At 68.6% G+C, this 24,647-nt stretch carries 24 protein-coding genes; 13 read left to right on the forward strand and 11 right to left on the reverse strand.

The features are described 5' to 3' along the window. Window positions 1-66: 66 nt before the first annotated feature. The 5 genes from DIE17_RS15450 to DIE17_RS15470 all read right to left on the reverse strand — a co-directional run bounded on the left by DIE17_RS15450 (window position 67) and on the right by DIE17_RS15470 (window position 6,245). Window positions 67-1,695 (reverse strand): ABC transporter substrate-binding protein, encoded by a 1,629-nt coding sequence (locus DIE17_RS15450; RefSeq protein WP_044848854.1) that lies wholly within the window; start codon window positions 1,693-1,695, stop codon window positions 67-69. A 314-nt stretch (window positions 1,696-2,009) separates the two neighbouring features. Further along, complete coding sequence (locus tag DIE17_RS15455; RefSeq protein WP_124492201.1) at window positions 2,010-3,317, reverse strand: MFS transporter; 1,308 nt, start codon at window positions 3,315-3,317, stop codon at window positions 2,010-2,012. 188 nt (window positions 3,318-3,505) lie between these two features. Further along, window positions 3,506-3,817, reverse strand: a complete 312-nt coding sequence (locus DIE17_RS15460; protein WP_021163765.1) for a high-potential iron-sulfur protein — start codon at window positions 3,815-3,817, stop codon at window positions 3,506-3,508. 186 nt (window positions 3,818-4,003) lie between these two features. Beyond that, window positions 4,004-5,113, reverse strand: a complete 1,110-nt coding sequence (locus tag DIE17_RS15465; RefSeq protein ID WP_124520541.1) for an NAD(P)/FAD-dependent oxidoreductase — start codon at window positions 5,111-5,113, stop codon at window positions 4,004-4,006. A gap of 151 nt (window positions 5,114-5,264) precedes the next feature. Then, a complete protein-coding gene (locus DIE17_RS15470) occupies window positions 5,265-6,245 on the reverse strand; it encodes an AAA family ATPase (protein WP_044848851.1) in 981 nt (326 codons plus the stop codon). Window positions 6,246-6,472: 227 nt separating this feature from the next. Between DIE17_RS15470 and DIE17_RS15480 the strand changes: the two genes are divergently transcribed. From DIE17_RS15480 to DIE17_RS15520, 8 genes are all read left to right on the forward strand, one after another. Next, window positions 6,473-7,201, forward strand: a complete 729-nt coding sequence (locus DIE17_RS15480) for a nitroreductase (protein ID WP_124486663.1) — start codon at window positions 6,473-6,475, stop codon at window positions 7,199-7,201. A 146-nt stretch (window positions 7,202-7,347) separates the two neighbouring features. Beyond that, the gene (locus tag DIE17_RS15485; protein ID WP_044848849.1) at window positions 7,348-7,836 is read left to right on the forward strand and encodes a hypothetical protein; all 489 of its coding nucleotides are present in this window, start codon (window positions 7,348-7,350) and stop codon (window positions 7,834-7,836) included. 5 nt (window positions 7,837-7,841) lie between these two features. Further along, a complete protein-coding gene (locus tag DIE17_RS15490) occupies window positions 7,842-8,657 on the forward strand; it encodes an endonuclease/exonuclease/phosphatase family protein (protein WP_124520542.1) in 816 nt (271 codons plus the stop codon). A gap of 359 nt (window positions 8,658-9,016) precedes the next feature. Next, complete coding sequence (locus DIE17_RS15500; protein WP_059535031.1) at window positions 9,017-9,787, forward strand: ferredoxin--NADP reductase; 771 nt, start codon at window positions 9,017-9,019, stop codon at window positions 9,785-9,787. 416 nt (window positions 9,788-10,203) lie between these two features. Next, window positions 10,204-11,022: a quorum system sensor histidine kinase RqpS gene (gene rqpS / locus DIE17_RS15505; protein WP_124520543.1), complete on the forward strand. Its 819-nt coding sequence runs from the start codon at window positions 10,204-10,206 to the stop codon at window positions 11,020-11,022. Between the two features lie 7 nt (window positions 11,023-11,029). After that, window positions 11,030-11,686 carry a response regulator transcription factor RqpR gene (gene rqpR / locus DIE17_RS15510; RefSeq protein ID WP_044848845.1) on the forward strand — a complete coding sequence of 219 codons (657 nt, stop codon included), beginning with the start codon at window positions 11,030-11,032 and terminating at the stop codon, window positions 11,684-11,686. Window positions 11,687-11,900: 214 nt separating this feature from the next. Continuing rightward, window positions 11,901-13,307: an amino acid permease gene (locus tag DIE17_RS15515; protein WP_124520544.1), complete on the forward strand. Its 1,407-nt coding sequence runs from the start codon at window positions 11,901-11,903 to the stop codon at window positions 13,305-13,307. 341 nt (window positions 13,308-13,648) lie between these two features. After that, window positions 13,649-14,674: an XdhC family protein gene (locus DIE17_RS15520; RefSeq protein ID WP_044848843.1), complete on the forward strand. Its 1,026-nt coding sequence runs from the start codon at window positions 13,649-13,651 to the stop codon at window positions 14,672-14,674. Window positions 14,675-14,839: 165 nt separating this feature from the next. Here DIE17_RS15520 and DIE17_RS15525 read toward each other — a convergent pair whose 3' ends face one another. From DIE17_RS15525 to fliE, 6 genes are all read right to left on the reverse strand, one after another. Further along, on the reverse strand, window positions 14,840-15,574 hold the full coding sequence (locus tag DIE17_RS15525) for a PepSY-associated TM helix domain-containing protein (RefSeq protein ID WP_124520545.1): 735 nt from the start codon (window positions 15,572-15,574) through the stop codon (window positions 14,840-14,842). 284 nt (window positions 15,575-15,858) lie between these two features. After that, on the reverse strand, window positions 15,859-16,179 hold the full coding sequence (locus DIE17_RS15530; RefSeq protein WP_124520546.1) for an EscU/YscU/HrcU family type III secretion system export apparatus switch protein: 321 nt from the start codon (window positions 16,177-16,179) through the stop codon (window positions 15,859-15,861). After that, window positions 16,176-17,570 carry a flagellar hook-length control protein FliK gene (locus tag DIE17_RS15535; protein ID WP_124520547.1) on the reverse strand — a complete coding sequence of 465 codons (1,395 nt, stop codon included), beginning with the start codon at window positions 17,568-17,570 and terminating at the stop codon, window positions 16,176-16,178. Before DIE17_RS15535 ends, DIE17_RS15530 begins: the two co-directional genes overlap by 4 nt. A 75-nt stretch (window positions 17,571-17,645) precedes the next feature. Continuing rightward, window positions 17,646-17,978, reverse strand: coding sequence for a flagellar protein FliT (locus DIE17_RS15540; protein ID WP_044849239.1), 333 nt, complete (start codon window positions 17,976-17,978; stop codon window positions 17,646-17,648). Further along, the gene (fliS, locus tag DIE17_RS15545) at window positions 17,975-18,409 is read right to left on the reverse strand and encodes a flagellar export chaperone FliS (protein WP_044849240.1); all 435 of its coding nucleotides are present in this window, start codon (window positions 18,407-18,409) and stop codon (window positions 17,975-17,977) included. The genes DIE17_RS15540 and fliS overlap by 4 nt, the downstream gene beginning before the upstream one ends. Before the next feature lie 196 nt (window positions 18,410-18,605). Continuing rightward, on the reverse strand, window positions 18,606-18,950 hold the full coding sequence (gene fliE, locus DIE17_RS15550; RefSeq protein ID WP_044849241.1) for a flagellar hook-basal body complex protein FliE: 345 nt from the start codon (window positions 18,948-18,950) through the stop codon (window positions 18,606-18,608). A 251-nt stretch (window positions 18,951-19,201) separates the two neighbouring features. On the opposite strand from fliE, the gene fliF reads away from it, so the two are divergent. From fliF to fliJ, 5 genes are read left to right on the forward strand one after another with little or no spacing between them, the layout of a single operon-like run. After that, the gene (gene fliF / locus DIE17_RS15560; protein WP_044849242.1) at window positions 19,202-20,965 is read left to right on the forward strand and encodes a flagellar basal-body MS-ring/collar protein FliF; all 1,764 of its coding nucleotides are present in this window, start codon (window positions 19,202-19,204) and stop codon (window positions 20,963-20,965) included. Beyond that, the gene (gene fliG, locus DIE17_RS15565; RefSeq protein ID WP_124486673.1) at window positions 20,955-21,950 is read left to right on the forward strand and encodes a flagellar motor switch protein FliG; all 996 of its coding nucleotides are present in this window, start codon (window positions 20,955-20,957) and stop codon (window positions 21,948-21,950) included. Before fliF ends, fliG begins: the two co-directional genes overlap by 11 nt. After that, complete coding sequence (fliH, locus tag DIE17_RS15570) at window positions 21,943-22,626, forward strand: flagellar assembly protein FliH (protein WP_124486674.1); 684 nt, start codon at window positions 21,943-21,945, stop codon at window positions 22,624-22,626. The genes fliG and fliH overlap by 8 nt, the downstream gene beginning before the upstream one ends. Further along, window positions 22,620-24,161 (forward strand): flagellar protein export ATPase FliI, encoded by a 1,542-nt coding sequence (fliI, locus tag DIE17_RS15575; RefSeq protein WP_124486675.1) that lies wholly within the window; start codon window positions 22,620-22,622, stop codon window positions 24,159-24,161. Before fliH ends, fliI begins: the two co-directional genes overlap by 7 nt. A 5-nt stretch (window positions 24,162-24,166) precedes the next feature. Further along, window positions 24,167-24,625 (forward strand): flagellar export protein FliJ, encoded by a 459-nt coding sequence (gene fliJ, locus DIE17_RS15580; protein ID WP_044849246.1) that lies wholly within the window; start codon window positions 24,167-24,169, stop codon window positions 24,623-24,625. Window positions 24,626-24,647 lie beyond the last annotated feature (22 nt).

The raw sequence follows: 24,647 nt of genomic DNA on the forward strand, positions 1-24,647 counted from the left end.
TTTGGCCCCTCGTCGCCGGATGATTTCAAGCCGGTCTTCTCAAGACGACAGCTTACGCCAGGCCGGTTACTTCACGCTGACACCGTCGAAACGCGCATAGCCGAGCGGCTCGATGCGCATGTCGACCACGTTCTTGCGTACCGGCTGGTAGACCGTCGAGTTCGCGATCGGCGAGAACGGCAGCTGCTGCGCGAAGATCTGCTGGGCCTGCGTGTAGATCTTCGTGCGCGCGTCCTGGCCCGTCGTCGTGCGACCCTTCTGGATCAGGTCGTCGAACGGCTTGTAGCACCAGTGCGAGAAGTTGTTGCCCTTGATCGCCTCGCAGCCGAGCAGCGTGCCGAGCCAGTTGTCGGGGTCGCCGTTGTCGCCCGTCCAGCCGATCAGCATCGTGTCCTGCTCGCCCGTGTGCGCGCGCTTGATGTACTCGCCCCACTCGTACGTGACGATCTTCGCCTTCACGCCGATCTTCGCCCAGTCGGCCTGGATCATCTCGGCCATCAGGCGGGCGTTCGGGTTGTATGCGCGCTGCACCGGCATCGCCCACAGCGTGATGTCGAAACCGTTCGGATAGCCGGCCTTCGCGAGCAGCGCCTTGGCCTTCTCGGTGTCGTTCGGGGCCATCTTCAGGTTCTTGTCGTACGACCATTGGGTCGGCGGCATCGGCGCGCTGGCGGCCTGGCCGGCACCCTGATAGACGGATTCGAGAATCGCCTTCTTGTTGATCGCCATGTCGAGCGCCTGACGCACTTCGAGCTTGTCGACCGGCTTGTGCTCGACGTTGTACGCGAGGTAGCCGAGGTTGAAGCCCGGCTGCGACGGCATGTCGATGCCCGAGTCGGCCTTCAGCGCCGCGATGTCGGCCGGACGCGGATAGCTCATCACCTGGCATTCGTTGCGCTTGATCTTCTGCACGCGCACGCCCGGGTCGGGCGTGATCGAGAAGATCAGCTTCGACAGCTTCACCGCGCCCTTCTTCCAGTAATCAGGATTGCCATCGAAACGGATCGTCGCGTCCTTCGTATAGCTGCGGAAGATGAACGGGCCCGTGCCGACCGGCTTCTGGTTGATGTCGGCGGCCTTGCCGGCCTTCATCAGCTGGTCGCCGTACTCGGCCGACAGGATCGACGCGAATTCCATCGCCATGTTCTGGATGAACGGCGCGTTCGGCTCGGACAGCGTGAACTTCACGGTGTACGGATCGACCTTCTCGATCTTCGTGATCAGCTTGTCGAGGCCCATGTCGGTGAAGTACGGGAACGACACCGGGTAGGCCTTGCGGAACGCATTGTTCGGATCGAGCATGCGCTCGAACGAGAACACGACGTCGTCCGCGTTGAATTCACGCGTCGGCTTGAAGAAGTCGGTCGTGTGGAACTTCACGCCATGACGCAGGTGGAACGTGTACACCTTGCCGTCGGACGAGACGTCCCACTTCTCGGCGAGGCCGGGCTCGACCTTGGTGCCGCCGCGCTCGAATTCGACGAGGCGGTTGTAGACGGTGAACGTGGCGGCGGTGAAATCGACGCCGGTCGTGAATTGCGCGGAATCAAAACCCGCCGGGCTGCCTTCTGAGCAGTAGACGAGCGTTTTGTTCGGGATCTGTGCGAATGCAGAACCCGCGACGCCGAGCGATGCCGCTGCCACGCCTGCGATGGCGGTAACACGCAGGGTGTGCAACAGACGGTTGTATTCCATGTTTCCTCCAGGTCTCCAGATCGGAACCGGTCCCCCTGGGGGCCGGGTACGCGGATATTACTTGAGCTAGCGATTTTGCAACAAGCTGGAGAAAAAACTCTTCTAGACGCGCATCCACGCGGGTTTTTGCCGATGTCTTGCACACGCGAAAAGTGCCTCTGCGCGCACGAGCGGCCATTTCGTTCATCCCGCGCATGTTTCGTTCGACAACTAAACAATTCGGGCGCGAACGCAGAGGGTTGTCGCGCCGTGTTCGCGGCCAGTCCGCACATCGTTGCGGCTTCCGAAACGATGCATGCGATGCAATGCAACCGTCAGGCCGGCGCGTCGAGATCCGCGCTGCGCGCGGGCACGAACGCGACCGCGACGATCGACAGTGCGATTCCCGCCATCACGTAATAGGTCGGTGCGAGCGGCGTGCCCGTCACCTTGATCAGCCACGTGACGATGAACTGCCCGAAACCGCCGAACAGCATCACCGCGACGTTGTACGCGATCGACAGCCCGGTCGAGCGCACGTTGGCCGGGAACAGCTCGGCGATCATCGCGCCGAACGGCCCGTAGTAGCCGGCGAGCGTCACCGACAGCACGGCCTGCACCACGATCAGCCGCGCGATGCTCGGCGCCGCGTCGAGCCACGCGAACAGCGGATACATCAGCACGAGCGTCAGCCCGAGCGACCACAAAGACAGACCCTTGCGGCCGATGCGGTCCGACCATGCGCCCGCGACCGGCGACAGCACCATCAGCAGCAGGTTGCCGATGATCACCGCATAGAACGATTGCGCATACGGCAGCTTCAGCTGCTTCACCGCGAAGGTCGGCAGATAGCTGATCAGCACGTAGACCGTCACCGTCAGCGCGATCACCGAGCCGAGCCCGCACAGCACCTCGCGCGGATGGCGCGTGAACACTTCGCCGAGCGTCGCGCGGCGTGCGCTTTGCTGCGCATGCAGGAACGCTTCGGAATCGGCGAGATGACGGCGGATGTAGAAACCGATCGGGCCGATCACGAGCCCGAGGATGAACGGCACGCGCCAGCCCCAGCTGCGCAGCGCGTCGTGCGACAGCCCGCGCGTGACGGCCGCGCCGACGAGCGCGCCGATCAGCAGCGCGCCCGCCTGGCTCGCCATCTGCCAGCTGCCGTAGAAGCCGCGTTTCGAGAACGGCGCGGCTTCGATCAGCAGCGCCGTTGCGCTGCCGAATTCACCGCCCGCCGAGAAGCCTTGCAGCAGGCGGCCGAGCACGATCAGGAGCGGGCCGCCGATGCCGATCGCCGCATAGGGCGGCGCGATCGCGAGCAGGAAGATGCCGGCCGTCATCAGCAGGATCACGAGCGACAGCGCGGCCTTGCGGCCCGCGCGGTCGGCGTACAGCCCGAACACGATGCCGCCGATCGGGCGCATGAAGAACGCGACGCCGAAGGTCGCGGTGGTCAAGAGCAGCGACGAGTATTCGCTGGTCGTCGGGAAGAACAGTTCGGCGATCACGACGGTCATGAAGCCGAACACCGTGAAGTCGTACCACTCGAGCGCGTTGCCGATCACGGCGGCGACTACCGCGCGGCGGTTCAGCGCGCGCTCGGGCCGGATCGTTTTCGTTGAATTCGCAATCGTCGCCATGCGAGCCTCGTTCTCGTGAATCCGCCGTATCGGGCGCGGCGCGCGGAGGGCCCGCGGCGCGTTGGTTTGCAGCGAGTGTAGAAAGCGACGGAACCGTTTTCAAGCATAAAAAACGCCCGCCATCGTCCGATGGCGGGCGTTTTGCGGTTTTCGCCACATTGCGGCATCGCACGATGCCGCCGCGGGCATCAACCCATCTTCGAGAATGCGCTGCACCAGCCCTTCGCCGATACCTGCTTGCCCGGGAATGCACCGCACGGGCCCGACGCCGAGCCCTTCTTGCCCTGGTACAGCATGCAGGCCGCGCAATCCTGGCCCGCTGCGTATTTCGGATACTTCGTCTTGTCGACCTTCGTCGCATCGGCCTTGTAGCCGAGCGCCACGGCGGTCGGATCCGTTTCCGACAGCATCGGCGCATCGGCCAGCGCTTCGCGCGACAGCGCCAGCGCGGACACGGCGCCGATGCTCGTGATCAGGAAACTCCGACGGGATGTTTTCATGGGGGACTCGCTCCAACGTTATCGGTTTGAAAGCCGTTCTGGCGACGGCCGTTCAACAGAATAACGCTCAAGCGCATGAATGTGCGCGCCGAAATGCCGGAGATAAGGGATTTCACACAAGGGATTTCACACGGGTCTCGCCCGGGGTTTCGCACGGCCGGCCCGCACGGATGCGGGCCGTGAGTGTCAGCCATGCGACGTCATGTCGGCGACGCGCTGCCCGAGCGCGAGCGACGCGGTCAGCCCCGGCGACTCGATGCCGAACAGGTTCACGAGGCCGCGCACGCCGTGCTGCGCCGTGCCTTGCACGATGAAGTCGGCCGGCGGCTCGCCGGGCCCCGCGAGCTTCGGCCGGATCCCCGCGTAGGCCGGCTGCAACGCGTCGTCCGGCAGGTCGGGCCAGTACGTGCGGATCGACGTGTAGAACGCCTGCGCGCGCGCCGGATCGACTTCGTAGCGCAGCGCATCGACCCACTCGACGTCCGGGCCGAAGCGCGCGTGCCCGGCGAGATCGAGCGTCAGATGCACGCCGAGCCCCGCGCGGTCGGGTATCGGATAGACGAGATGCGAGAACGGCGCGCGGCCGGACAGGCTGAAGTAGTTGCCGCGCGCGAGATAGAGCGGCGGCACCCAGCGCGGATCGAGGCCGCGCGTGCGGCGCGCGAGCGCCTGCGCGCCGAGGCCCGCGCTGTTGATCACGCACGCGGCCTCGATTTCGGTCGGCGCGTCGCCGCCGGTGCGCACGACGAAGCGGCCGCCGCGCAACACGTCGATCGACTCTACCGGGGATTTCAGCGCGCACACCGCGCCGTCGCGCTCCGCGTCGCCGAGCAGCGCGAGCATCAGCTGGTGGCTGTCGACGATGCCGGTGCTCGGCGAAAACAGCGCCTCCACGCAATCGAGCGCGGGCTCGAGCGTCTGCGCCTCGGTACGCGTGAGCGGCATCAGGTCGAGCACGCCGTTTTCCGCCGCGCGCGCGGCGATCGCCTTCAACTGCTTCACCTGCGCGGCGCTTGTCGCGACGAGCAGCTTGCCCACGCGCCGGTGCGGCACGTGACGCGTCTCGCAGAACTCGTACAGCAGGTCGCGCCCGCGCACGCACGACATCGCCTTCAGCGAGCCGCGCGAGTAGTAGAGCCCCGCGTGAATCACCTCGCTGTTGCGCGAACTCGTGCCCGTGCCGATTGCGTCGGCCGCCTCGAGCACGATCGTTTCGCGTCCGCGCGCGGCCAGCTCCCGCGCAATCGCAAGACCGACGACACCCGCGCCGATCACCACACAATCCATCTGCTCCATGGCGTTTCGCGTCGCTCACGCGTCGAGGGGAGAGAAGAGAATTGTACGTCCCGGTTCGCCCGCCTGCCGAACGCGCTTGCATCGGCATGTCGCGTGCGCCGCGCCGCACGGCGCGACGCGCGCAGGCCGCGGCGAGGCGCGCGCCGCCGGCTCAGAACCCGATCGGCCGGCGCTTCGCCGCGCCCTCGTCGGCGCGGATGTCGGACGGTGCGATCACGTCCCGGCCGTCGAGCCGCGCGGCGCCGAACGCATGCAGCAGCGCACGGCGCATCGTGCGCGGCGGCGTCGCGGCCAGCACGTCGAGCGCGTCGTCGTCGAGCGTGTCGGGGAAGCGCCGCCCCCACGCGTGCGACGTGCGGATCTCGTCGTAGATCGTCTGCGCGATCCGGCGCGCGCCGGCCGCGTCCGGCGGCGCGATCTCGTAAACGTTCATCCGGTTCAGCAGCGGCTCCGGGATCGCCTGCGCATCGTTCGCGGTCGCGACCCAGATCACGTTGCCCGCATCGATCGGCACCTCGGCGAATTCGTCGACGAACGCGCGCGCGGTGTCGTGCTCGAGCAACGCGTACAGCGCGCCGAGCGGATCGTATTGCGCGTCGCTGCCCGCCTTGTCGATCTCGTCGACCGCGATCACCGGGTTCGCGTAGCTGCCGTTGACGAGCGCTTCGAACACCTTGCCGGGCTTCGCGTTCTTCCATTGCGACGATGCGCCCGACAGGATCCAGCCGGCTGTCAGCGAACTCATCGGCACGTAGTGGTACGCGGTGCCGAGCAGCTGCGCGAGCGCCTTCGCGAAATGCGTCTTGCCGATGCCGGGCGGCCCGAGCAGCAGGATCGGCATCAGTTCGAGCCGGTCGTCGGTCTCGAGGCACAGCGCGACCTGCTTGCGCACGTCGTCGAGGGGTTCGGTGAAATTGGGCAGCGCGTCGCCGAGTTCGTCGAACGACGGCATCCGGTTCGGCTTCACGCAAAAGCGCAGATTGCCGGTCTTGAGCATCCGCTCGTAGGTGGCGCGCAGTGCGTCGCTCGCGCTCTCGTTCAGCTCGTTCAACGCGGTCTCGACCTGCTCGAGGTCGTACACCGTGCTGAAGGACGCCACCGCCAGTTCCTGTTTCACCATCGCCGTCGTCATACCAACCTCGCCGCTGCTGCCGTCACACGATCATCAGACCCTTACGATTTCAGTGTAGCGATCCCGCATCGGCGTGCAAGCAAGCAGCCACCGCGGTCTGCTGCTAACACCGTGCGCGCGCTGCGGCGTCGCGCCGCGCGGCGTATGATCGATGGTTCACCGGCCGTCGCGCCGGCCTCGCCACGGCGCCCGCACGGCGCCGCGCGCTTCGTCTCGAAGGGTTGCCGATGTCCGTCCCCGCTGCTGCCCCGCGCGTCGATCCCGACGCGATCCACGCCGTCGACGCTGTCGACGCCGCGCTCAAGTCGCGCCGCGCGATTCGCGCGTTCCTGCCGACGCCCGTGCCGCGCGACACGCTCGAGGCAATCCTCGAAGCCGCGAGCCGCGCGCCGTCGGGCACCAACATCCAGCCGTGGCACGTGTACGTCGCGACCGGCGCGACCCGCGACGCGCTCGCCGCGGCCCTCACCGCGGCATACGACGATCCGGCGCGCGACGAGAAATACGTCGCCGAGTACGACTACTATCCGCGCGAATGGGTGTCGCCGTACATCGACCGGCGCCGCAAGGTCGGCTGGGACCTGTATGGTCTGTTGAACATCGGCCGCGACGAAAAGGCCCGCATGCACGCGCAGCATGCGCGCAACTTCCGCTTCTTCGATGCGCCGGTCGCACTGTTCTTCACGCTCGACCGCGTGATGACGCACGGCGCATGGCTCGACTGCGGGATGTTCCTGCAGGGCGTGATGACGGCCGCGCGCGCACGCGGCCTCGACACCTGCCCGCAAGCCGCGTTCGTGCCGTTCCACCGGATCGTCGCCGAGCATCTCGGCATCCCGGCCAACGAGCAACTCGTGTGCGGGATGTCGCTCGGCCATGCGGACCCGCACGCGATCGAGAACCGCCTCGTCACCGAGCGCGCGAGCGTCGCCGAGTTCGCGCGCTTTTTCGCTTGAAAACGCGTGACGCGCACCTACCTTTCGATCAGGACCAGATCGTGCTGCGAACCCGCGGCGACGCATCGTGTCACGCGACCGTCCGGATCGATCGGGCGTAAGATGTGCGTCCGTTCCCCGCTACCCCGCGTTTCCGGAGAAGTTTCATGCTGAAACACGGCCTGGCCGTCCTGCTCGCGAGCGCCGCGCTCGCGGCCCATGCGCAGAGCGCCGCACCGGCAGCCGTCGCATGGGAGATCCAGGTGGTGCGCGACGGTCAGACGATCGACACGTTCCAGCAACGCACCACCGTCGGTCAGACCCGCACCGACACCCATCGCTATCCGTCCGCCGTGCCCGTCGGCTGCGGCAACGCCGCGCGCGTCGTGCCGACCGAGCGCTCGCGCTCGGTGACGGTCGCGCCGCTCACCGTCGACGACGCCGCCCGCACCGTGTCGCTCGCGCTCGACGTGCAGGAAACCCTCGACGACGAAAACGCGACGCGCAGCGATCCGTGCGTGCCCGCGTCGCCGCGGCAGATCGTCGCGAGCCATCCGGGGCTGTCGGTCGGCGGCGACGCATGGACCGACTGGACGCTCGTCGAGCAACGCCCGCATCTCGTCTACCGCGTGCGCGCGCACGTCGCGAAGGACTGAGCGCCATGTCCGCCGACGCCCTGTCCCTCCCGTTCGCCGAACCGCACGCCGCGCCCGACGAAATCACCGCGGTCAGCTGGAACCTGCACAAGGGCCGCTCGCCGCTCGGCTTCACCGCATGGAACGCGATGCGCAACTGGATGCAGTCGACGCACGCCGACGTGTATTTCCTGCAGGAAGCGATGGCGCGCCGCATGCCGCGTCCGATGCTCGCCCCCGGCTTCGGCGCGCCGATGGACGACGCGGTCGACGACGTGTGGCACTGCCAGGCCACCGAGATCGCGCAAGCGCTCGACTGGCAGATCGCGCTCGGACCGAACGTGTTCAAGCCGTCGTGGCGGCACGGCAACGCGATCCTGTCGCCGCACCCGCTCGACCTCGGCGGCCGCTGGGACATCTCCGCGCACCGCTTCGAGCGGCGCGGGCTGCTGGTCGCGCGCGCGACGCTCGCCGGCGCGCGGCCCGTCACGCTCCTGTGCGCGCACCTCGCGCTCACGCGTGCGGCGCGGCTGCGCCAGATGCACTGGATCGCGCACTGGATCGTGCGCAACGCGGGCGACGACCCGCTCGTGCTCGCCGGCGACTTCAACGACTGGCGCAACGATTCGGTCGCGCTGTTCGCCGAGATCGGGCTGTCCGAGGTCGCGACGCTGCTCGGCGAGTCGGGCCGCACGTTCCCCGCGTTCTCCCCGGCGCTCGCGCTCGACAAGATGTTCGTGCGCGGGCTGACGCCGCTCGAATGGCAGGCGCCGTCCGGCGAAACCGCGTGGCTGTCGGACCACCTGCCGTATATCGCGCGGCTGCGCCTCGATTCGCGGTGACGCGGCAGCACCGCATGCCCGCGACTACCGAAGCGCATATCGCAGCGGCCGGTTCACCTGCGTGACCGGCTCGAAAGCGTGCGCGTTCCGGACCAGCATGTTCGCGGCGCGAAGCTCGCTGCCGATTACTGAAAGCTGTTTGCAAGATTCCGTTGCGCCAAATCCGCGCAGCCGCGCGGGTCAAGCCCGCATCTGCCCCAAGCAGGGTAAAATAAAGAGTTCATCAAACGTCTGTCATCGAGAAGGCGCGTGTCCGACGCGCCGGCCGGCCGATCCGCGATCGGGCCGACGCACTCGGTTTTTTTGCCCGTTTTTGGGCCCGTTACACGCGTCCGCTACGCGCGTCCGTTTTCAAAGCCATGAGCAAATACGACACCGCCACCGTCCAATCCGTCCATCACTGGACCGACACGCTTTTCAGCTTCACCTGCACCCGTGAGCCGAGCCTGCGCTTCAACAACGGCGAATTCACGATGGTCGGCCTCGAGGTCGACGGCAAGCCGCTCGCGCGTGCCTACTCGATCGTCAGCCCGAACTACGAAGAGCACCTCGAATTCTTCAGCATCAAGGTCCAGAACGGCCCGCTGACGTCGCGCCTGCAGCACCTGAAGGTGGGCGACTCGGTGCTGATCGGCAAGAAGCCGACCGGCACGCTCGTCGCCGACAACCTGCTGCCCGGCAAGACGCTGTGGATGCTGTCGACCGGCACGGGCCTCGCGCCGTTCATGTCGATCATCCGCGACCCGGACATCTACGAACGCTTCGACAAGGTCATCCTGACGCACACCTGCCGCCTGAAGGGCGAGCTGGCGTACATGGACTACATCAAGCACGACCTGCCGGGCCACGAGTACCTCGGCGACATCATCAAGGAAAAGCTCGTCTACTACCCGACGGTCACGCGCGAAGCGTTCGACAACGAGGGCCGGATCACCGACCTGATCGCGACGGGCAAGCTGTTCACGGACCTCGGCGTGCCGGCGTTCTCGCCGGAAAACGACCGCGTAATGCTGTGCGGCAGCACCGCGATGCTGAAGGACACGACCGACCTGCTGAAGCAGGCCGGCCTCGTCGAAGGCAAGAACAGCGCGCCGGGTCACTACGTGATCGAGCGTGCATTCGTGGACTGATCGAACCCCGAATTTGTGCCGTATCAAGAACCGGAGCAAAAGCTCCGGTTTTTTTTCGTCCCTACTTGGCGAATTCGTAACAAACTGGGACTATTCCATGTCAAATCGTTACATTTGGATACGCGCAACGCCGGTGCTTTCGTGTCGGTGTTTTTCCTACAGCCAGCTTCATTCCGATTATTCACATTTACCCTTAAACCTCCGTCTGACATGACCTTTTCAAAATTTTTGAGATATTATTCGGCCCGCATGGTTGGCGTCGGGACGGTCATTGAAGGGTCGGACTCAAACGTTACAAATTGTAACTTCTGTTACCTCGGCAAGGGGCGATTCTCTGACGGCGACCGTCATCGAAACGGCAGCCGATCCACGCAGCCAGCCGGTGCCCGAACCGCTTTCTGACAGCAGGGAGAGTCATGGATACGTCGCTCAACGCGCCCCCGGGCGCCCACGCCCCGTTCCCGTCGCAGCCGCGCGTGCCTGGCGACGGCGCGGCAGCAGCCCCCGTGGCCGAAGCCCTGCCCAACCGCGACGCGTCCGCCGCCCGGATCGCGGCGCTGTCCCTTCAGCTGACGGCCGCCGACGAAGCGGCCCGCCGCCATCTGGCCGGCGAACTGCACGACGGGCTCGGCGCCGAACTCACCGCCGCGCGTTTCGCGCTCGCAAACGTTCAAACGTGGCTGCCGGCCGATGCGCCGGAGGGCTGCCTGCGCGCGCTCGAGCTGGCGCAGCGGTCGCTCGACGCCGCGACCGACGCCAACCGCAGGCTGATCGACGAGCGCGACACGCCGGCACTCGACGGCGGCGTCGTCGGCGCACTGTCGACGTGGGCCGACAGCCACGCGGCCCGCACTGGCCTGCGTACGAGCTTCGTCTGCGCGGCCGACGCGCGCCTCACGCAACTCGGCGGCGCCGGCGCGCTCGCGATCTTCCGTGTCGCGCAGGAAGCGCTGTCGAACGTCGCGAAGCATGCGCGCGCGGCGTCCGTCGACGTGCAGATCGACACGGACGCCACGCATCTGTCCCTGATCGTCACCGACGACGGGACCGGTTTTACCCGCAGCCGGCGCGCCGGCTACGGCCTCGCCGGGATGCGCGCACGCTGCGAGGCGTTCGGCGGCAGCTTCGACGCGCGTGCGCCGGAAGCGGGCCGCGGCACGCGCGTCATCGCGCGCTTCGCGTGGGACTCGCTGTTCGCGGTGCCGGCCGCCGCGCGCCGCGCGTCGCTTTCGTGAGGTCGCCATGAGCCTGAACATCCTGCTCGTGGACGATCATGCGATCGTCCGCCAAGGGATCCGCCACCTGCTGATCGACCGCGGTGTCGCGCGCGACGTGACCGAAGCCGAGACCGGCAGCGATGCGATGGCCGCGGTCGACCGCCAGGCCTTCGATGTGATCCTGCTCGACATCTCGCTGCCGGACGCGAACGGCATCGAGGTGCTCAAGCGCATCAAGCGCAAGCTGCCGGGCGCGCCGGTGCTGATGTTCTCGATGTACCGCGAGGATCAGTACGCGGTGCGCGCGCTGAAGGCCGGCGCCTCCGGCTACCTGTCGAAGACGGTGAATGCCGCGCAGATGATCGGCGCGATCCAGCAGGTCGCGGCCGGCCGCAAGTACGTGAGCCCGGCGATGGCCGAGGCGCTCGCCGAATACGTGTCGTTCGAGAACGAACCGCTGCCGCACGAGAAGCTGTCCGACCGCGAATACCAGACGCTCTGCATGCTCGCGTCGGGCAAGCGCCTCACCGACATCGCGAACACGCTGTCGCTGTCGGTGAAGACGGTCAGCGTGTACCGGTCGCGGCTGCTCGAGAAGATGCGGCTGTCGAACAACGCGGAACTGACGTTCTACGTGATGAGCAACCGGCTCGTCGAGATGACGCCCGCGTCGGGCGCCTGATCCGCCGGATTCACCGGAATCGCGCCGTTCACCGCGCCGGCCTGCGCCGCGCCGGCGCCGGCCGCCGAATGCTGCGCGCAAGCGCTTGTTTTGTCGGGCGATTCCGGAGCACGCCGCTGCGCCGCAGCGGGTCTTTCACGCCAAATCGGCTAAAATTGCGGGTTTTCACTCACTCGGCGCCGCCGCGCTCGCGCGCGCCGGAGACACATCCGCAATGTCCCTCTTCCGCAAGAAAAACGTCGATCGCATGATCGCCGGCGCGCACGGCGCCGGGCTCAAGAAAGCGCTCGGCGCAATCGACCTCACCTTCCTCGGCATCGGCGCGATCATCGGCACCGGCATCTTCGTGCTGACCGGCACGGGCGCCGTGCAGGCCGGCCCAGCGCTGATGCTGTCGTTCGTGATCGCCGCGATCGCATGCGGCCTCGCGGCGCTGTCGTACGCCGAATTCGCGTCGACGATTCCGGTCGCGGGCTCGATCTACACGTATTCGTACGCGACGCTCGGCGAGCTCGTCGCCTGGATCATCGGCTGGGACCTGATGCTCGAATACGGCCTCGCGGCGTCGGCCGTGTCGGTCGGCTGGTCGGGCTACCTGCAGTCGCTGCTGCAGGGCTTCGGGCTCTCGCTGCCGACCGTGCTGACGGCCGCACCCGGCGCGATTCCGGGCGTCGTCACGTGGTTCAACCTGCCGGCATTCCTCGTGATGCTGGTGATCACGACGCTGCTGTCGATCGGCATCCGCGAGTCGACCCGCATCAACAACATCATGGTGTTCATCAAGGTGTCGGTTGTGCTGCTCGTGATCGCGGTCGGCGTGTTCCACGTGACGCCCGCGAACTGGAAGCCGTTCATGCCGCACGGCTGGAACGGCGTGTTCGGCGCCGCGGCCGTGATGTTCTTCGCGTTCATCGGCTTCGACGCGGTGTCGTCGGCGGCCGAGGAAGTGAAGAACCCGAAGCGCGACCTGCCGATCGGCATCATCGCGTCGCTCGCGGTGTGCGCGGTGCTGTACGTGACGGTCGCGGCGGTCGCGACCGGCATCGTGCCGTCGGCGCAGTACGCGAACGTGTCGCACCCGATCTCGTATGCGCTGCAGATCGCCGGCGAGAAGTGGGTCGCGGGCTTCATCGACCTCGGCGCGGTGCTCGGCATGCTGACCGTGATCCTCGTGATGAGCTACGGCCAGACGCGGATCATCTTCGCGATGTCGCGCGACGGGCTGCTGCCGGCGACGCTGTCGCGCGTGCATCCGCGCTACGCGACGCCGTTCCTGACGACCTGGCTCGTCGGCCTGTTCTTCGGGCTGATCGCCGCGCTCGTGCCGCTCAACGTGCTCGCCGAGCTGATCAACATCGGCACGCTCGCCGCGTTCTCGATGGTGTCGATCGCGGTGCTGGTGCTGCGCCGCACGCACCCGGAACTGCCGCGCGCGTTCCGTTGCCCGGGCGTGCCGGTGGTGCCGATCCTCGCGGTCGGCGCGTGCCTGTTCCTGATGCTGAACCTGCAGCCCGTCACGTGGGCCGCGTTCGGCATCTGGCTCGTGATCGGCCTCGTGATCTACTTCCTGTATTCGCGGCGCCACTCGAAGCTCGCGCACGGTCACCACGACGCGCATTGACCGCCGCCGCTGCGCGCGCACACCGCGCGCAGCACCCAGCGTGTAGCGGTACGACGCCACGCCGGGCCGGCACCGGCCCCGTGCGCCCCGCTCCCTCCCGCCTGAATCGTCTCCCGCCCGAATCGTCCTCGCCACAGGCGCACCCGCGCGGGCGGCGCGACATGCGCCGCTTCGCCCCGCCCGCGCACGATCGCTGCCCGATCGTCGCGATTTCTTGCCCGATCGTCCGGATTTGCCGCCACGATCTGCACGCTGCCGGCACGCGCGCGCCGGCCGGTTCATAATCCCGCCATCGAACGACGGCCCGGCCCGGCGGGCCGTCCGGCAACAGGAACAGGATGATGGAAAGCGTCGATCTCGATGTACTGAAATCCAGCGCGCGCTGGCTCGACGAAGGGCGCCGCGTGCTGCTCGTGACGGTCGTGAAGACGTGGGGCTCGTCGCCGCGCCCCGAAGGCGCGATGCTCGCGGTGCGCGAGGACGGGCTCGTGGTCGGCTCCGTGTCCGGCGGATGCATCGAGGACGACCTGATCGCCCGCGTGCATGCGAGCGGGATCGCGGCCGACGCGCGCCCGGAAGCCGTCAAGTACGGCGTGACGGCCGAGGAAGCGCACCGCTTCGGGCTGCCCTGCGGCGGCACGATCCAGCTCGTGCTGGAGCCGCTCACGCGCGACAGCGGGATCGCCGCGTTGTGCGCGGAAGTCGAAGCCGGCCGCCTCGTCACGCGCACGATGACGCTCGCGACCGGGCGCGCGTCGCTGTCACCCGCGCAGGCGACCGACGGGCTCGCGTTCGACGGCGAGCGGCTCGTGACGATCCACGGGCCGCGCTACCGGATGCTCGTGATCGGCGCCGGGCAATTGTCGCGCTATCTGTGCCAGATCGCGGTCGGCCTCGACTATCAGGTGACGGTTTGCGATCCGCGCGAGGAATACACGGATGCGTGGGATGTGCCGGGCACGCGCGTCGTGCACACGATGCCCGACGACACGGTGCTCGACATGAAGCTCGACGCGCGTTCGGCCGTGATCGCGCTCACGCACGACCCGAAGCTCGACGATCTCGCGCTGATGGAGGCGTTGAAGACGCCCGCGTTCTACGTGGGCGCGCTCGGCTCGCGACGCAACAATGCGGCGCGGCGCGAGCGGCTGCTCGAATTCGACCTGAGCGAGGCGGAACTTGCGCGGCTGCACGGGCCGGCCGGCATCTACATCGGCAGCCGCACGCCGCCCGAAATCGCGATCTCGATCCTCGCCGAAGTGACGGCCGCGAAGAACAACGTGTCGCTGCCGACGATCCTGCAGGTCGAGGGCGCGAAGGCCGCCCGCGAAATCGCGGCAAACGGCGGCGCGGCCTGCGGCCTCTGAGGCCCCCTCCAAACCGGTCGCTTCGCGCCAGCCCCCCAAGGAGACTTCCTTCGGGACGGAAAACCTGGGGCGGCCCGGCGTTTTCTTGACGCCGTCGCTGCGGTGCAAGGCCGCGCCGGATGGCCGTCATGCGTCGGCGAAAACCGGCGCGCGTCGATGCCGACGTCAGGCGAGTCCCGCCGCGAGCGCCGCAGCGACCGAGCCGGCCACCAGCACCACGCCGACCGTGCGGCGCTTGTTCAGCTCCGTCCACAGCAGCACGCCCGTCAGCGATAGCAGGATCAGCGAACCCGCGATCGTGTCCATCAGCAGCACCCAGCCGAGATTCATGCCGACGCCGCGATGCAGGTTGTTCAGCGTCGTCAGGAACGTGTTGCCGGTGCGCTTCACCGACACGTAGCCGTTGCCGACCCAGTATTCCGCCTGCAGGTTCTGGTGCGGACCGAACAGGCCCATCTGCCAGTGCTCGGGCTGCATCACGCGCTTGTCGCCCCAGGTGACCGGCTGCGCAGGCTCCTTGCGCACGCGGCCCGGCCGGCCGTCGAAGTGCAGTTCCTGCTGGAGCCACTTCGTCATCGCGGCGGGCGACTTCGGCACCGGGTCCGGCAGCGCGATCTGCATCTGCTCGACCTGCGGTTCCCCGGTCGGGATCTTCAGCGGCGGCGCACGGTGGTTCAGCAGTACGCCCGTCACGCCGAACAGCAATCCGAGCACCGCGCCCCACAGTCCGATCCAGCCATGCACCTTGCGCAGCCATTTGATGAAGGTCGCGCGGCGCGAGCGCTGGCGGCGCACCGCCAGTTCGGCGTCGCTCAGGGGCCGTGCGGCCGGATGGAGCACGGTAACGCCCGCGGGGGGCCTGCCGGCCTGCGGGGGGGCGATAGTTTCGGGCGCGTTCACGCGAGAGTATCCATTCGTTCAAAGCAACGGGCGGCGCACGGAAAACGTACGCCGCCAGGACAGCATGAAAATGAGAATGGATATCATTACACAAATGACGCGACCGCTCAATCCGCCGGCACACGCCGGAGCGGGCGAGAAAGTCCAGAGATAACCGAAAAAGCATACAGATCGCGCACAGATTCCGGTCAATAGACGAAAAATGCCGACGAAATGATCGCGAAAGACCCGGACAGCATTTCGCAAGAAAACCCGGGGGGAGGCGTGGACGCGGACTCAGCGACTCAGCGGCGCAGCGGCGGCAACGGAAAGCGCGGCGCGGCGTCATCCGGTTCGGGCTCGGTGCGATCGAGCGCATACAGCCACGCGAGCAGATCCGCGACGGCGTGGTAAAGCTGCGGCGGAATCCGGTCGTCGAGGTCGACCTGCATCAGCAGCGACACCATCTCCGGCGCGGTATGCACGTACAGCCCCGCATCACGGGCACGCGCGACGATCATCTCGGCGAGCAGGCCATACCCCTTCGCGACCACGCGCGGCGCGGCATCGCCGCCTTTCGGATCGTAGACGAGCGCGGCCGCGCGCTTGCGCGACGTCATGCTCATCGCGGCACCTCGTCGTCGGCGCCCGGCATGCCGCCAGCCGCACTGCGCGCATACGCGGCAGCGGCGGCCTGCGCGACGAGCGGATCGAAGCCGTCCGGCTCGTCGCCGACCGCGCGGATCGACAGTCCGCCGAGCTGCAGGCCCGATCCCTCGAACCGTTGCCGCAACGCCGCCTCGTTTCGCGTGAGCCGGTCGGCGCCGGCCGAATTCGCGCGCAGCCGCGCGACGAGCTGCTTGCCGTTCAACACCAGCTCCGCGTCGACCGTGCCGAGCGACGGCAACGTGAGCGTCAGCCGGGTGCGCCAGGCGATCCCGTCCCCCGTGTCGTCGCCGCCGCGCGACGCGCGGCCGCCCGGCTCGTCGGGCTCGATCGTCCAGTCGAGCCGCGCGCCGGGCCATGCCTCGCCCGCCCAGCGAAACTGGTCCGTCGCGAGTGCGTCGAGCTGCTGCCGGACGATCGGCACGGCGGCCGGATGCACGGGAGCCGATGCCTGCGCCTGCGGATCGGCCGACGCGGCGGCCAGTTCGGCGCGCGCCGGCGTCCAGCGCGGGTCGGGATGGTCGCCGAGCGGGTCGGTCAGCGCGGCCGTGCCCGACGCGGTACCCGGCCGGGCGACCAGCTGGGCGTTCTGCACAGGCTCGTGCGGCACTGCACCGCTCGGCGCGGGCGCGCCCGGTTGCATGGCGAATCGCGGCGCGGCCGCCGGCAACGGCAGACGCGGCGCGAGCAGTTCGTCGAGCACATCGGGCGCATCGTGCTGCGCGGCATCCGGGGCGGGCTGCACCGGCACGGTCGTGAGGCGCGCCTGCGGTTCGCGCATCAGCGCGGCGAGCGGGCGCTGGCCGGCCAGCCACTGCGCGAGATGGGATTCGTAGAAGAGGCCGCTTTCGCTCACGGCCTGCGCGAGCGCCGCGCGCAGCGCCGCGACGGGCGGTGCGGCAGCCGCAGCCCGCGTGGCCGCGACGTCGGACGCGGGCGACGCGGTTGAAGAAGTGCTGGAAGAAGCGGTGTAGGAAGCAGTGGAAGAAGCGGCGGCCGAAGCGGCCGGATCGGAGGCGCTCTGCCCGACCGGCGGCGCGGTCGCCGCGCCGCCCAGCAGCACGGAAGGGTCGGCCAGCAGCGGCGTGCGCCCGACGATCACGGGCGTCGCGACACCGCCCGAGCGCGAGATCGCATCGAGCACGAGCGCGACATCGGATAACGCCGTCTGCGCGGACGCCGGCGGCGCGGCCGGCGTGGCCCCCGTCGCGGGCGGCGACGACGCGCCGGCACCCGGCGTGCCGACTTGCGCGGTCGCGCCGCCGCCGGCGGGCGCCGTCACGGTGCCGGCCAGCAGGCTGTCGAGGCGGCTCGCCAGCAGGGCGGCCGCAACGGAGTCGATACCGGTCATGATCGAAGCCTGCTCACCTCAGCCACATCGTTGCGATGCCGGGCACGCGGCTACCGCCGCCCCGGCAAACGGGCACTATCCGCGAGCGCGGTAGAGATCGGTCAATACCTCGGTCGAGCGCCGCGCCTCGAACAGCGCGGACAACCGCGCGACTTCCGGGCTCGCGAGATCGCGGATCGCGGCGTCGTCGGCGAGGATGCGGCGGATCAGCGCGAGCTTGCGGCCGAGGTCCGCTTCGTCGAGCGCGACACCCGGAGCGGCCGCCTTCAACCCGTCGACGAGCCTCAGGAATTCGGCCTGCAACTCCGGCAGCGCGCGCCAGTCCGCGCCGCGCGCCGCGCACAGCATGCGGCCCGACACGGCCGCGAGCGCCTCGTAGCGAGCGAAGTATTCGGCCTTGAGATTCATCGCGCCGCGCCCGCCGCCTGTTGCGCGGCCATGCGCGCGACTTCCGGAGCGATGCCCGTCCATGCTTCCTCGAGCGTCGCGAGCAGCCCGTCGACCTCGACCAGCATCGCGTCGCTCGCGTGCATGTTGGCTTCCAGCAGGCGCCGGCCGATATAGGTGTACAGCGCGTCGAGGCGCTCGGCGATCTGGCCGCCCGCGTCGCGATTCAGCGACACCTGCAGGCCGTTCTCGACGATCCCGATCGCCTTGCCGATCGCTTCGCCGCGTGCGGACACGTTGCCCTGCTGCAAATGCATGCGCGCGAGCGCGATGGCCTGCCGCGCGCCCTGATACAGCATCGCGATCAGCCGGTGCGGGGAGGCGCCCATCACCCCCGTCTCGACGCCGACACGCGCGTACGCACTGGCTCCAGCGTGTCCTGGGGAAAACATGCGCTTCTCCTTGTGATGCGTTGGCTATGCGGTGGCCGCCGCCTTGCGATGCACGACGCGGCCTCGTTCCAGAGTTATCGGAACGGAATTGGAAAGCTTTAGGTGCGCGGGCCGCCGGCGCGGCAGGCAGGCTGCTCCCCTGGGCGGCTGCCCCGGGAAGCCCGTCGCCGGATGCCCGTCGCCGGTTGCCGGCGGGTCAGACCGACATCTGCATGATGTCGTTGTACGCGCTCACGAGCTTGTTGCGGACCTGGAGCCCGAACTGGAAACCGATGTTGGCCTTCTGCATGTCGACCATCACGTCGTTCAGCGACACGTTCGCCGCGCCGACCTCGAACGCGTGCGCCTCGCCGAGCGCGTGCTGCTGGTCGCCGCTGATCTTGTCGAGCGACGCCTTCATCGCGCTCGCGAACGTGCCGGCCGTCGCGGCGCCCGAGCCGGCGAGCGCTGCCGCCGGGCTCCCGACGCCGCCGCTCGCCTGCGCGGCCATCGCCTGCATCTGTTGCAACACCGAACCGATTCCGCTGACGTTGGCAGCCATGTTGTCCCCAGACCTGTAAGAGATGAGACCCGGGCACACCGGGCGTTTCCGACGGCGCCGTACGACGCGCACCATGCCGGATCGCGAAAAAGGATAGCAGCGCGGCGCGCGCCAAAGCCGCGAAAGTACGGGGGAAACCCCGCTCTTTTCGGTCGATCGGAGTCGCGCCCGGGTCCCGATAATCGCATCGTGTCATTGTCCGTCCGCTCGTCCGAGCGGCTCAGTCGTCCCGCTCCGGAGAAACTCCACGCATGGATTCGCAGGCCAACTCGCTGATCAACCCCGACGCCCGCACGGGCCTCGCCAGCCCGGTGCCAGGCGCCACCGCGGCCGCCGCGTTGCCGGGAGCAGGCGGCGCCGGCGCGGACTTCGGGTTCGGCGGCTTCGCGGAACGCATCCCCGGCATCTCGCGGATGAAGGGCAACCCGAAGCTGCCGTTCGTGATCGCGGTCGCGTTCGCCGTCGCCGCGATCACCGCGCTCGTGCTGTGGAGCCGCGCGCCCGACTATCGCGTGCTGTACAGCAACCTGTCGGACCGCGACGGCGGCGCGATCATCACCGCGCTCCAGCAGGCAAACGTTCCCTACAAGTTCGCCGACGCGGGCGGCGCGATCCTGGTGCCGTCGAACCAGGTGCACGAAACGCGCCTGAAGCTCGCCGCGATGGGCCTGCCCAAGGGCGGCTCGGTCGGCTTCGAGCTGATGGACAACCAGAAATTCGGCATCAGCCAGTTCGCGGAGCAGGTGAACTACCAGCGCGCGCTCGAAGGCGAGCTGCAGCGCACGATCGAGTCGATCAACGCGGTGAAAACGGCGCGCGTGCATCTCGCGATCCCGAAGCCGTCGGTGTTCGTGCGCGACAAGGAAGCGCCGAGCGCGTCGGTGTTCGTCGACCTCTACCCGGGCCGCGTGCTCGACGAGGGCCAGGTCCAGGCGATCACGCGGATGGTGTCGTCCGGCGTGCCCGACATGCCGGCCAAGAACGTGACGATCGTCGACCAGGACGGCAACCTGCTGACCCAGACGGCGTCGGCCTCCGGCCTCGACGCGAGCCAGCTCAAGTACGTGCAGCAGGTCGAGCGCAACACGCAGAAGCGCATCGACGCGATCCTCGCGCCGATCTTCGGCGCCGGCAACGCGCGCTCGCAGGTCAGCGCGGACGTCGATTTCTCCAGGCTCGAGCAGACCTCGGAAAGCTACGGCCCGAACGCCTCGCCGCAGCAGACCGCGATCCGCAGCCAGCAGACCAGCACGGCCACCGAACTCGCGCAGGGCGGCGCCTCGGGCGTGCCGGGCGCGCTGTCGAACACGCCGCCGCAGCCGGCCTCCGCGCCGATCGTCGCCGGCAACGGCCAGAGCGGGCCGCAGTCGACGCCCGTCAGCGACCGCAAGGACCAGACGACCAACTACGAACTCGACAAGACGATCCGCCACGTCGAGCAGCCGATGGGCAACGTGAAGCGGCTGTCGGTCGCCGTCGTCGTCAATTACCAGCCGGTGGCCGACGCGAAGGGCCACGTGACGATGCAGCCGCTGCCACCCGCGAAGCTCGCCCAGATCGAGCAGCTCGTGAAGGACGCGATGGGCTACGACGAGAAGCGCGGCGACTCGGTGAACGTCGTGAACAGCGCGTTCTCGACCGCGAGCGATCCGTACGCCGACCTGCCGTGGTGGCGCCAGCCGGACATGATCGCGATGGCGAAGGAAGCCGCGAAGTGGCTCGGCATCGCGGCGGCCGCGGCGGCGCTCTATTTCATGTTCGTGCGCCCGGCGATGCGCCGCGCGTTCCCGCCGCCCGAGCCGGCCGCGCCGGCGCTCGCGGCGCCGGAGGATGCGGTCGTGCTCGACGGCCTGCCCGCCCCGGACAAGGCCGACGAGCCCGATGCGCTGCTGCTCGGCTTCGAGAACGAAAAGAACCGCTACGAACGCAACCTCGACTACGCGCGCACGATCGCCCGCCAGGATCCGAAGATCGTCGCCACCGTCGTGAAGAACTGGGTGTCCGATGAACGCTGAAGGCCTGACCAAGAGCGCGCTGCTGCTGATGTCGATCGGCGAGGAAGAGGCCGCTGAAGTATTCAAGTTCCTCGCGCCGCGCGAGGTGCAGAAGATCGGCGCCGCGATGGCCGCGCTGAAGAACGTCACGCGCGAGCAGGTCGAGGACGTGCTGCAGGAGTTCGCGAGGGAAGCCGAGCAGCACACCGCGCTGTCGCTCGATTCGAGCGATTACATCCGCTCGGTGCTGACCAAGGCGCTCGGCGAGGACAAGGCCGGCGTGCTGATCGACCGGATCCTGCAGGGCAGCGACACGAGCGGCATCGAGGGCCTGAAGTGGATGGACTCGGGCGCGGTGGCCGAACTGATCAAGAACGAGCATCCGCAGATCATCGCGACCATCCTCGTGCACCTCGACCGCGACCAGGCGTCCGAGATCGCATCGTGCTTCACCGAGCGGCTGCGCAACGACGTGCTGCTGCGGATCGCGACGCTCGACGGCATCCAGCCGGCCGCGCTGCGCGAGCTCGACGACGTGCTGACCGGCCTGCTGTCCGGCAGCGACAACCTGAAGCGCAGCCCGATGGGCGGCATCCGCACCGCGGCCGAGATCCTGAACTTCATGACGAGCAATCATGAGGAAGGCGTGCTCGAAAGCGTGCGCCAGTACGACGCGGAGCTCGCGCAGAAGATCATCGACCAGATGTTCGTGTTCGAGAACCTGCTCGACCTCGAGGATCGCGCGATCCAGATGGTGCTGAAGGAAGTCGAGTCGGAAACGCTGATCATCGCGCTGAAGGGCGCGCCGCCCGCGCTGCGCCAGAAGTTCCTCGCGAACATGTCGCAACGCGCGGCCGAACTGCTCGCCGAGGATCTCGACGCGCGCGGCCCGGTGCGCGTGTCCGAAGTCGAGACGCAGCAGCGCCGCATCCTGCAAATCGTCCGCAATCTCGCCGAAAGCGGCCAGGTCGTGATCGGCGGCAAGGCGGAAGACGCGTATGTCTGATTCCGCGCGCGAGCCCGCCGGCACCCTCACCGCGTACCAGCGGTGGGAGATGGCGTCGTTCGATCCGCCGCCGCCCCCGCCGCCGCCCGACGCTGCCGCAGCGGCCGCCGCCGCGCTCGCCGCGGACCTGCAGCGCGTGCGCGACGCCGCGCATGCCGAAGGCCATGCGGCCGGTCACGTCGAAGGCCAGGCGCTGGGTTATCAGGCCGGTTTCGACCAGGGCCGCGAGCAGGGTTTCGAAGCCGGCCAGGCCGAAGCCCGCAAACAGGCCGCGCAGCTCGCGGCGCTCGCCGCGTCGTTCCGCGAAGCCGTGTCGAGCATCGAGCACGATCTCGCGTCCGACCTCGCGCAGCTCGCGCTCGACATCGCGCAGCAGGTCGTGCGCCAGCACGTGAAGCACGATCCGGCCGCGCTCGTCGCGGCGGTGCGCGACGTGCTCGCCGCCGAACCGGCGCTGTCCGGCGCGCCGCATCTCGCGGTGAATCCGGCCGACCTGCCCGTCGTCGAAGCCTATCTGCAGGACGAACTCGATACGCTCGGCTGGAACGTGCGCACCGACGCGTCGATCGAGCGCGGCGGCTGCCGCGCGCACGCCGCGACGGGCGAGGTCGACGCGACGCTGCCCACCCGCTGGCAGCGCGTCGCCGCCGCGATCGGCAAGGTGAGCGCATGGTGACGCCCACGCCCGAATCGATCCTGCACGACGGAATGACGCCGCTCGAGCGCGAACTCGCGCTCGCGTCGTTCGGCCCCGACGGTCCGCACGACACCGCGCACGACGCGCCGGCACACGCGACGGATGCCGCCTGCGACACGCCGCGCGCGCCGCACAATCCGCATCTCGCGCACTGGCGCACGCACCTGAACGGGCTCGCGACACGCAGCCACCGCGCGCTGCCGCTGCGGCCGTGCGGGCGCCTCACGCGCGCCGCGGGCCTCGTGCTCGAGGCGATCGGGCTGCGCCTGTCGGTCGGCGCCGAATGCACGATCGAATTGCCGCCCGGCAGCACGCTGCCGCACGCGGAAGCGGAAGTCGTCGGGTTCTCCGGCGATCGCCTGTTCCTGATGCCGACCACCGACGTCGCCGGCGTCCTGCCCGGCGCGCGCGTATGGCCGCTGGAGGCCGCGCCCGTCGCCGATCCGCTCGCGGGCGCCAAGCGGCTGCCGGTCGGCTGGGAAATGCTCGGGCGCGTCGTCGACGCGTCGGGCCGCCCGCTCGACGGCCTCGGCCCGCTCGGGTCGAAGGTCGATGCGCCGCTGTCGGCGCCGTCGATCAACCCGCTCGATCGCGAGCCGATCCACCACGTACTCGACGTCGGCGTGCGCGCGATCAACGGCCTGCTCACCGTCGGCCGCGGGCAGCGGATGGGCCTGTTCGCCGGCTCCGGCGTCGGCAAGTCGGTGCTGCTCGGCACGATGGCGCGCTACACCAGCGCGGAAGTGATCGTGATCGGGCTGATCGGTGAACGCGGCCGCGAAGTGAAGGAATTCATCGAACAGATCCTCGGCGAGGACGGGCTCGCGCGCTCGGTCGTCGTCGCGGCGCCGGCCGACGTGTCGCCGCTGCTGCGGATGCAGGGCGCCGCCTACGCGACGTCGCTCGCCGAGTATTTCCGCGACCAGGGCAAGCACGTGCTGCTGCTGATGGATTCGCTGACGCGCTACGCGATGGCGCAGCGCGAGATCGCGCTCGCGATCGGCGAGCCGCCCGCGACCAAGGGTTATCCGCCGTCGGTGTTCGCGAAGCTGCCCGCGCTCGTCGAGCGCACCGGCAACGGGCCCGAAGGCGGCGGCTCGATCACCGCGTTCTACACGGTGCTGACCGAAGGCGACGACCAGCAGGACCCGATCGCCGACTCGGCGCGCGCGATCCTCGATGGCCACGTCGTGCTGTCGCGCGCGCTCGCCGAGGCCGGCCACTATCCGGCGATCGACATCGAGGCGTCGATCAGCCGCGCGATGACCGCGCTGATCGACGAACCGCATCTCGACCGCGTTCGGCAGTTCAAGCAGATGCTGTCGCGCTACCAGCGCAATCGCGACCTGATCGCGGTCGGCGCCTATGCGCCCGGCCGCGACGCGCAGCTCGACCGCGCGATCGCGCTCTACCCGCGCATCGAATCGTTCCTGCAGCAGGGCTTTCGCGAATGCGCACCGTTCGAATCGAGCCTCGCCGCGCTCGATGCGCTGTTCGACGTACACGGAGGCTGATCCCGATGGCACACGGCTTTCCCCTTCAACTGCTGCTCGACCGCGCGCAGGAAGATCTCGATACGGCCGCGAAGCAGCTCGGCACCGCGCAGCGCGACCGCACCGCTGCCGCCGAGCAGCTCGATGCGCTGCTGCGCTATCGCGACGAATACCACGCACGCTTCGCGCAGTCCGCGCAGAGCGGGATGCCGGCCGGCAACTGGCGCAATTTCCAGGCGTTCATCGACACGCTCGACGCTGCGATCGCGCAGCAGCGCAACGTGCTGGCCGCAGCTGAACGCCGCATCGACGAGGCGCGCCCGAACTGGCAACAGAAGAAACGCACCGTCGGCTCATACGAAATCCTGCAGGCGCGCGGCGTCGCGCAGGAAGCGCAGCGTACCGCGAAGCGCGAACAGCGCGACGCCGACGAACACGCCGCGAAGATCCTGCGCATGCGGGCCGACGCCGCCCGCTCGGCATAGCCGCTCACCGCTTTCGAACGAG

Source organism: Burkholderia sp. Bp9099, assembly GCF_003857805.1.
In the GTDB taxonomy this organism is placed as follows: domain Bacteria; phylum Pseudomonadota; class Gammaproteobacteria; order Burkholderiales; family Burkholderiaceae; genus Burkholderia.

Bases quoted from the DNA above. Each gene is read 5' to 3' on its own strand.
- DIE17_RS15450 (WP_044848854.1), bottom strand. From the start codon at position 1,695: ATGGAATACAACCGTCTGTTGCACACCCTGCGTGTTACCGCCATCGCA.
- DIE17_RS15455 (WP_124492201.1), bottom strand. From the start codon at position 3,317: ATGGCGACGATTGCGAATTCAACGAAAACGATCCGGCCCGAGCGCGCG.
- DIE17_RS15460 (WP_021163765.1), bottom strand. From the start codon at position 3,817: ATGAAAACATCCCGTCGGAGTTTCCTGATCACGAGCATCGGCGCCGTG.
- DIE17_RS15465 (WP_124520541.1), bottom strand. From the start codon at position 5,113: ATGGAGCAGATGGATTGTGTGGTGATCGGCGCGGGTGTCGTCGGTCTT.
- DIE17_RS15470 (WP_044848851.1), bottom strand. From the start codon at position 6,245: ATGACGACGGCGATGGTGAAACAGGAACTGGCGGTGGCGTCCTTCAGC.
- DIE17_RS15480 (WP_124486663.1), top strand. From the start codon at position 6,473: ATGTCCGTCCCCGCTGCTGCCCCGCGCGTCGATCCCGACGCGATCCAC.
- DIE17_RS15485 (WP_044848849.1), top strand. From the start codon at position 7,348: ATGCTGAAACACGGCCTGGCCGTCCTGCTCGCGAGCGCCGCGCTCGCG.
- DIE17_RS15490 (WP_124520542.1), top strand. From the start codon at position 7,842: ATGTCCGCCGACGCCCTGTCCCTCCCGTTCGCCGAACCGCACGCCGCG.
- DIE17_RS15500 (WP_059535031.1), top strand. From the start codon at position 9,017: ATGAGCAAATACGACACCGCCACCGTCCAATCCGTCCATCACTGGACC.
- rqpS (WP_124520543.1), top strand. From the start codon at position 10,204: ATGGATACGTCGCTCAACGCGCCCCCGGGCGCCCACGCCCCGTTCCCG.
- rqpR (WP_044848845.1), top strand. From the start codon at position 11,030: ATGAGCCTGAACATCCTGCTCGTGGACGATCATGCGATCGTCCGCCAA.
- DIE17_RS15515 (WP_124520544.1), top strand. From the start codon at position 11,901: ATGTCCCTCTTCCGCAAGAAAAACGTCGATCGCATGATCGCCGGCGCG.
- DIE17_RS15520 (WP_044848843.1), top strand. From the start codon at position 13,649: ATGGAAAGCGTCGATCTCGATGTACTGAAATCCAGCGCGCGCTGGCTC.
- DIE17_RS15530 (WP_124520546.1), bottom strand. From the start codon at position 16,179: ATGAGCATGACGTCGCGCAAGCGCGCGGCCGCGCTCGTCTACGATCCG.
- DIE17_RS15535 (WP_124520547.1), bottom strand. From the start codon at position 17,570: ATGACCGGTATCGACTCCGTTGCGGCCGCCCTGCTGGCGAGCCGCCTC.
- DIE17_RS15540 (WP_044849239.1), bottom strand. From the start codon at position 17,978: ATGAATCTCAAGGCCGAATACTTCGCTCGCTACGAGGCGCTCGCGGCC.
- fliS (WP_044849240.1), bottom strand. From the start codon at position 18,409: ATGTTTTCCCCAGGACACGCTGGAGCCAGTGCGTACGCGCGTGTCGGC.
- fliE (WP_044849241.1), bottom strand. From the start codon at position 18,950: ATGGCTGCCAACGTCAGCGGAATCGGTTCGGTGTTGCAACAGATGCAG.
- fliF (WP_044849242.1), top strand. From the start codon at position 19,202: ATGGATTCGCAGGCCAACTCGCTGATCAACCCCGACGCCCGCACGGGC.
- fliG (WP_124486673.1), top strand. From the start codon at position 20,955: ATGAACGCTGAAGGCCTGACCAAGAGCGCGCTGCTGCTGATGTCGATC.
- fliH (WP_124486674.1), top strand. From the start codon at position 21,943: ATGTCTGATTCCGCGCGCGAGCCCGCCGGCACCCTCACCGCGTACCAG.
- fliI (WP_124486675.1), top strand. From the start codon at position 22,620: ATGGTGACGCCCACGCCCGAATCGATCCTGCACGACGGAATGACGCCG.
- fliJ (WP_044849246.1), top strand. From the start codon at position 24,167: ATGGCACACGGCTTTCCCCTTCAACTGCTGCTCGACCGCGCGCAGGAA.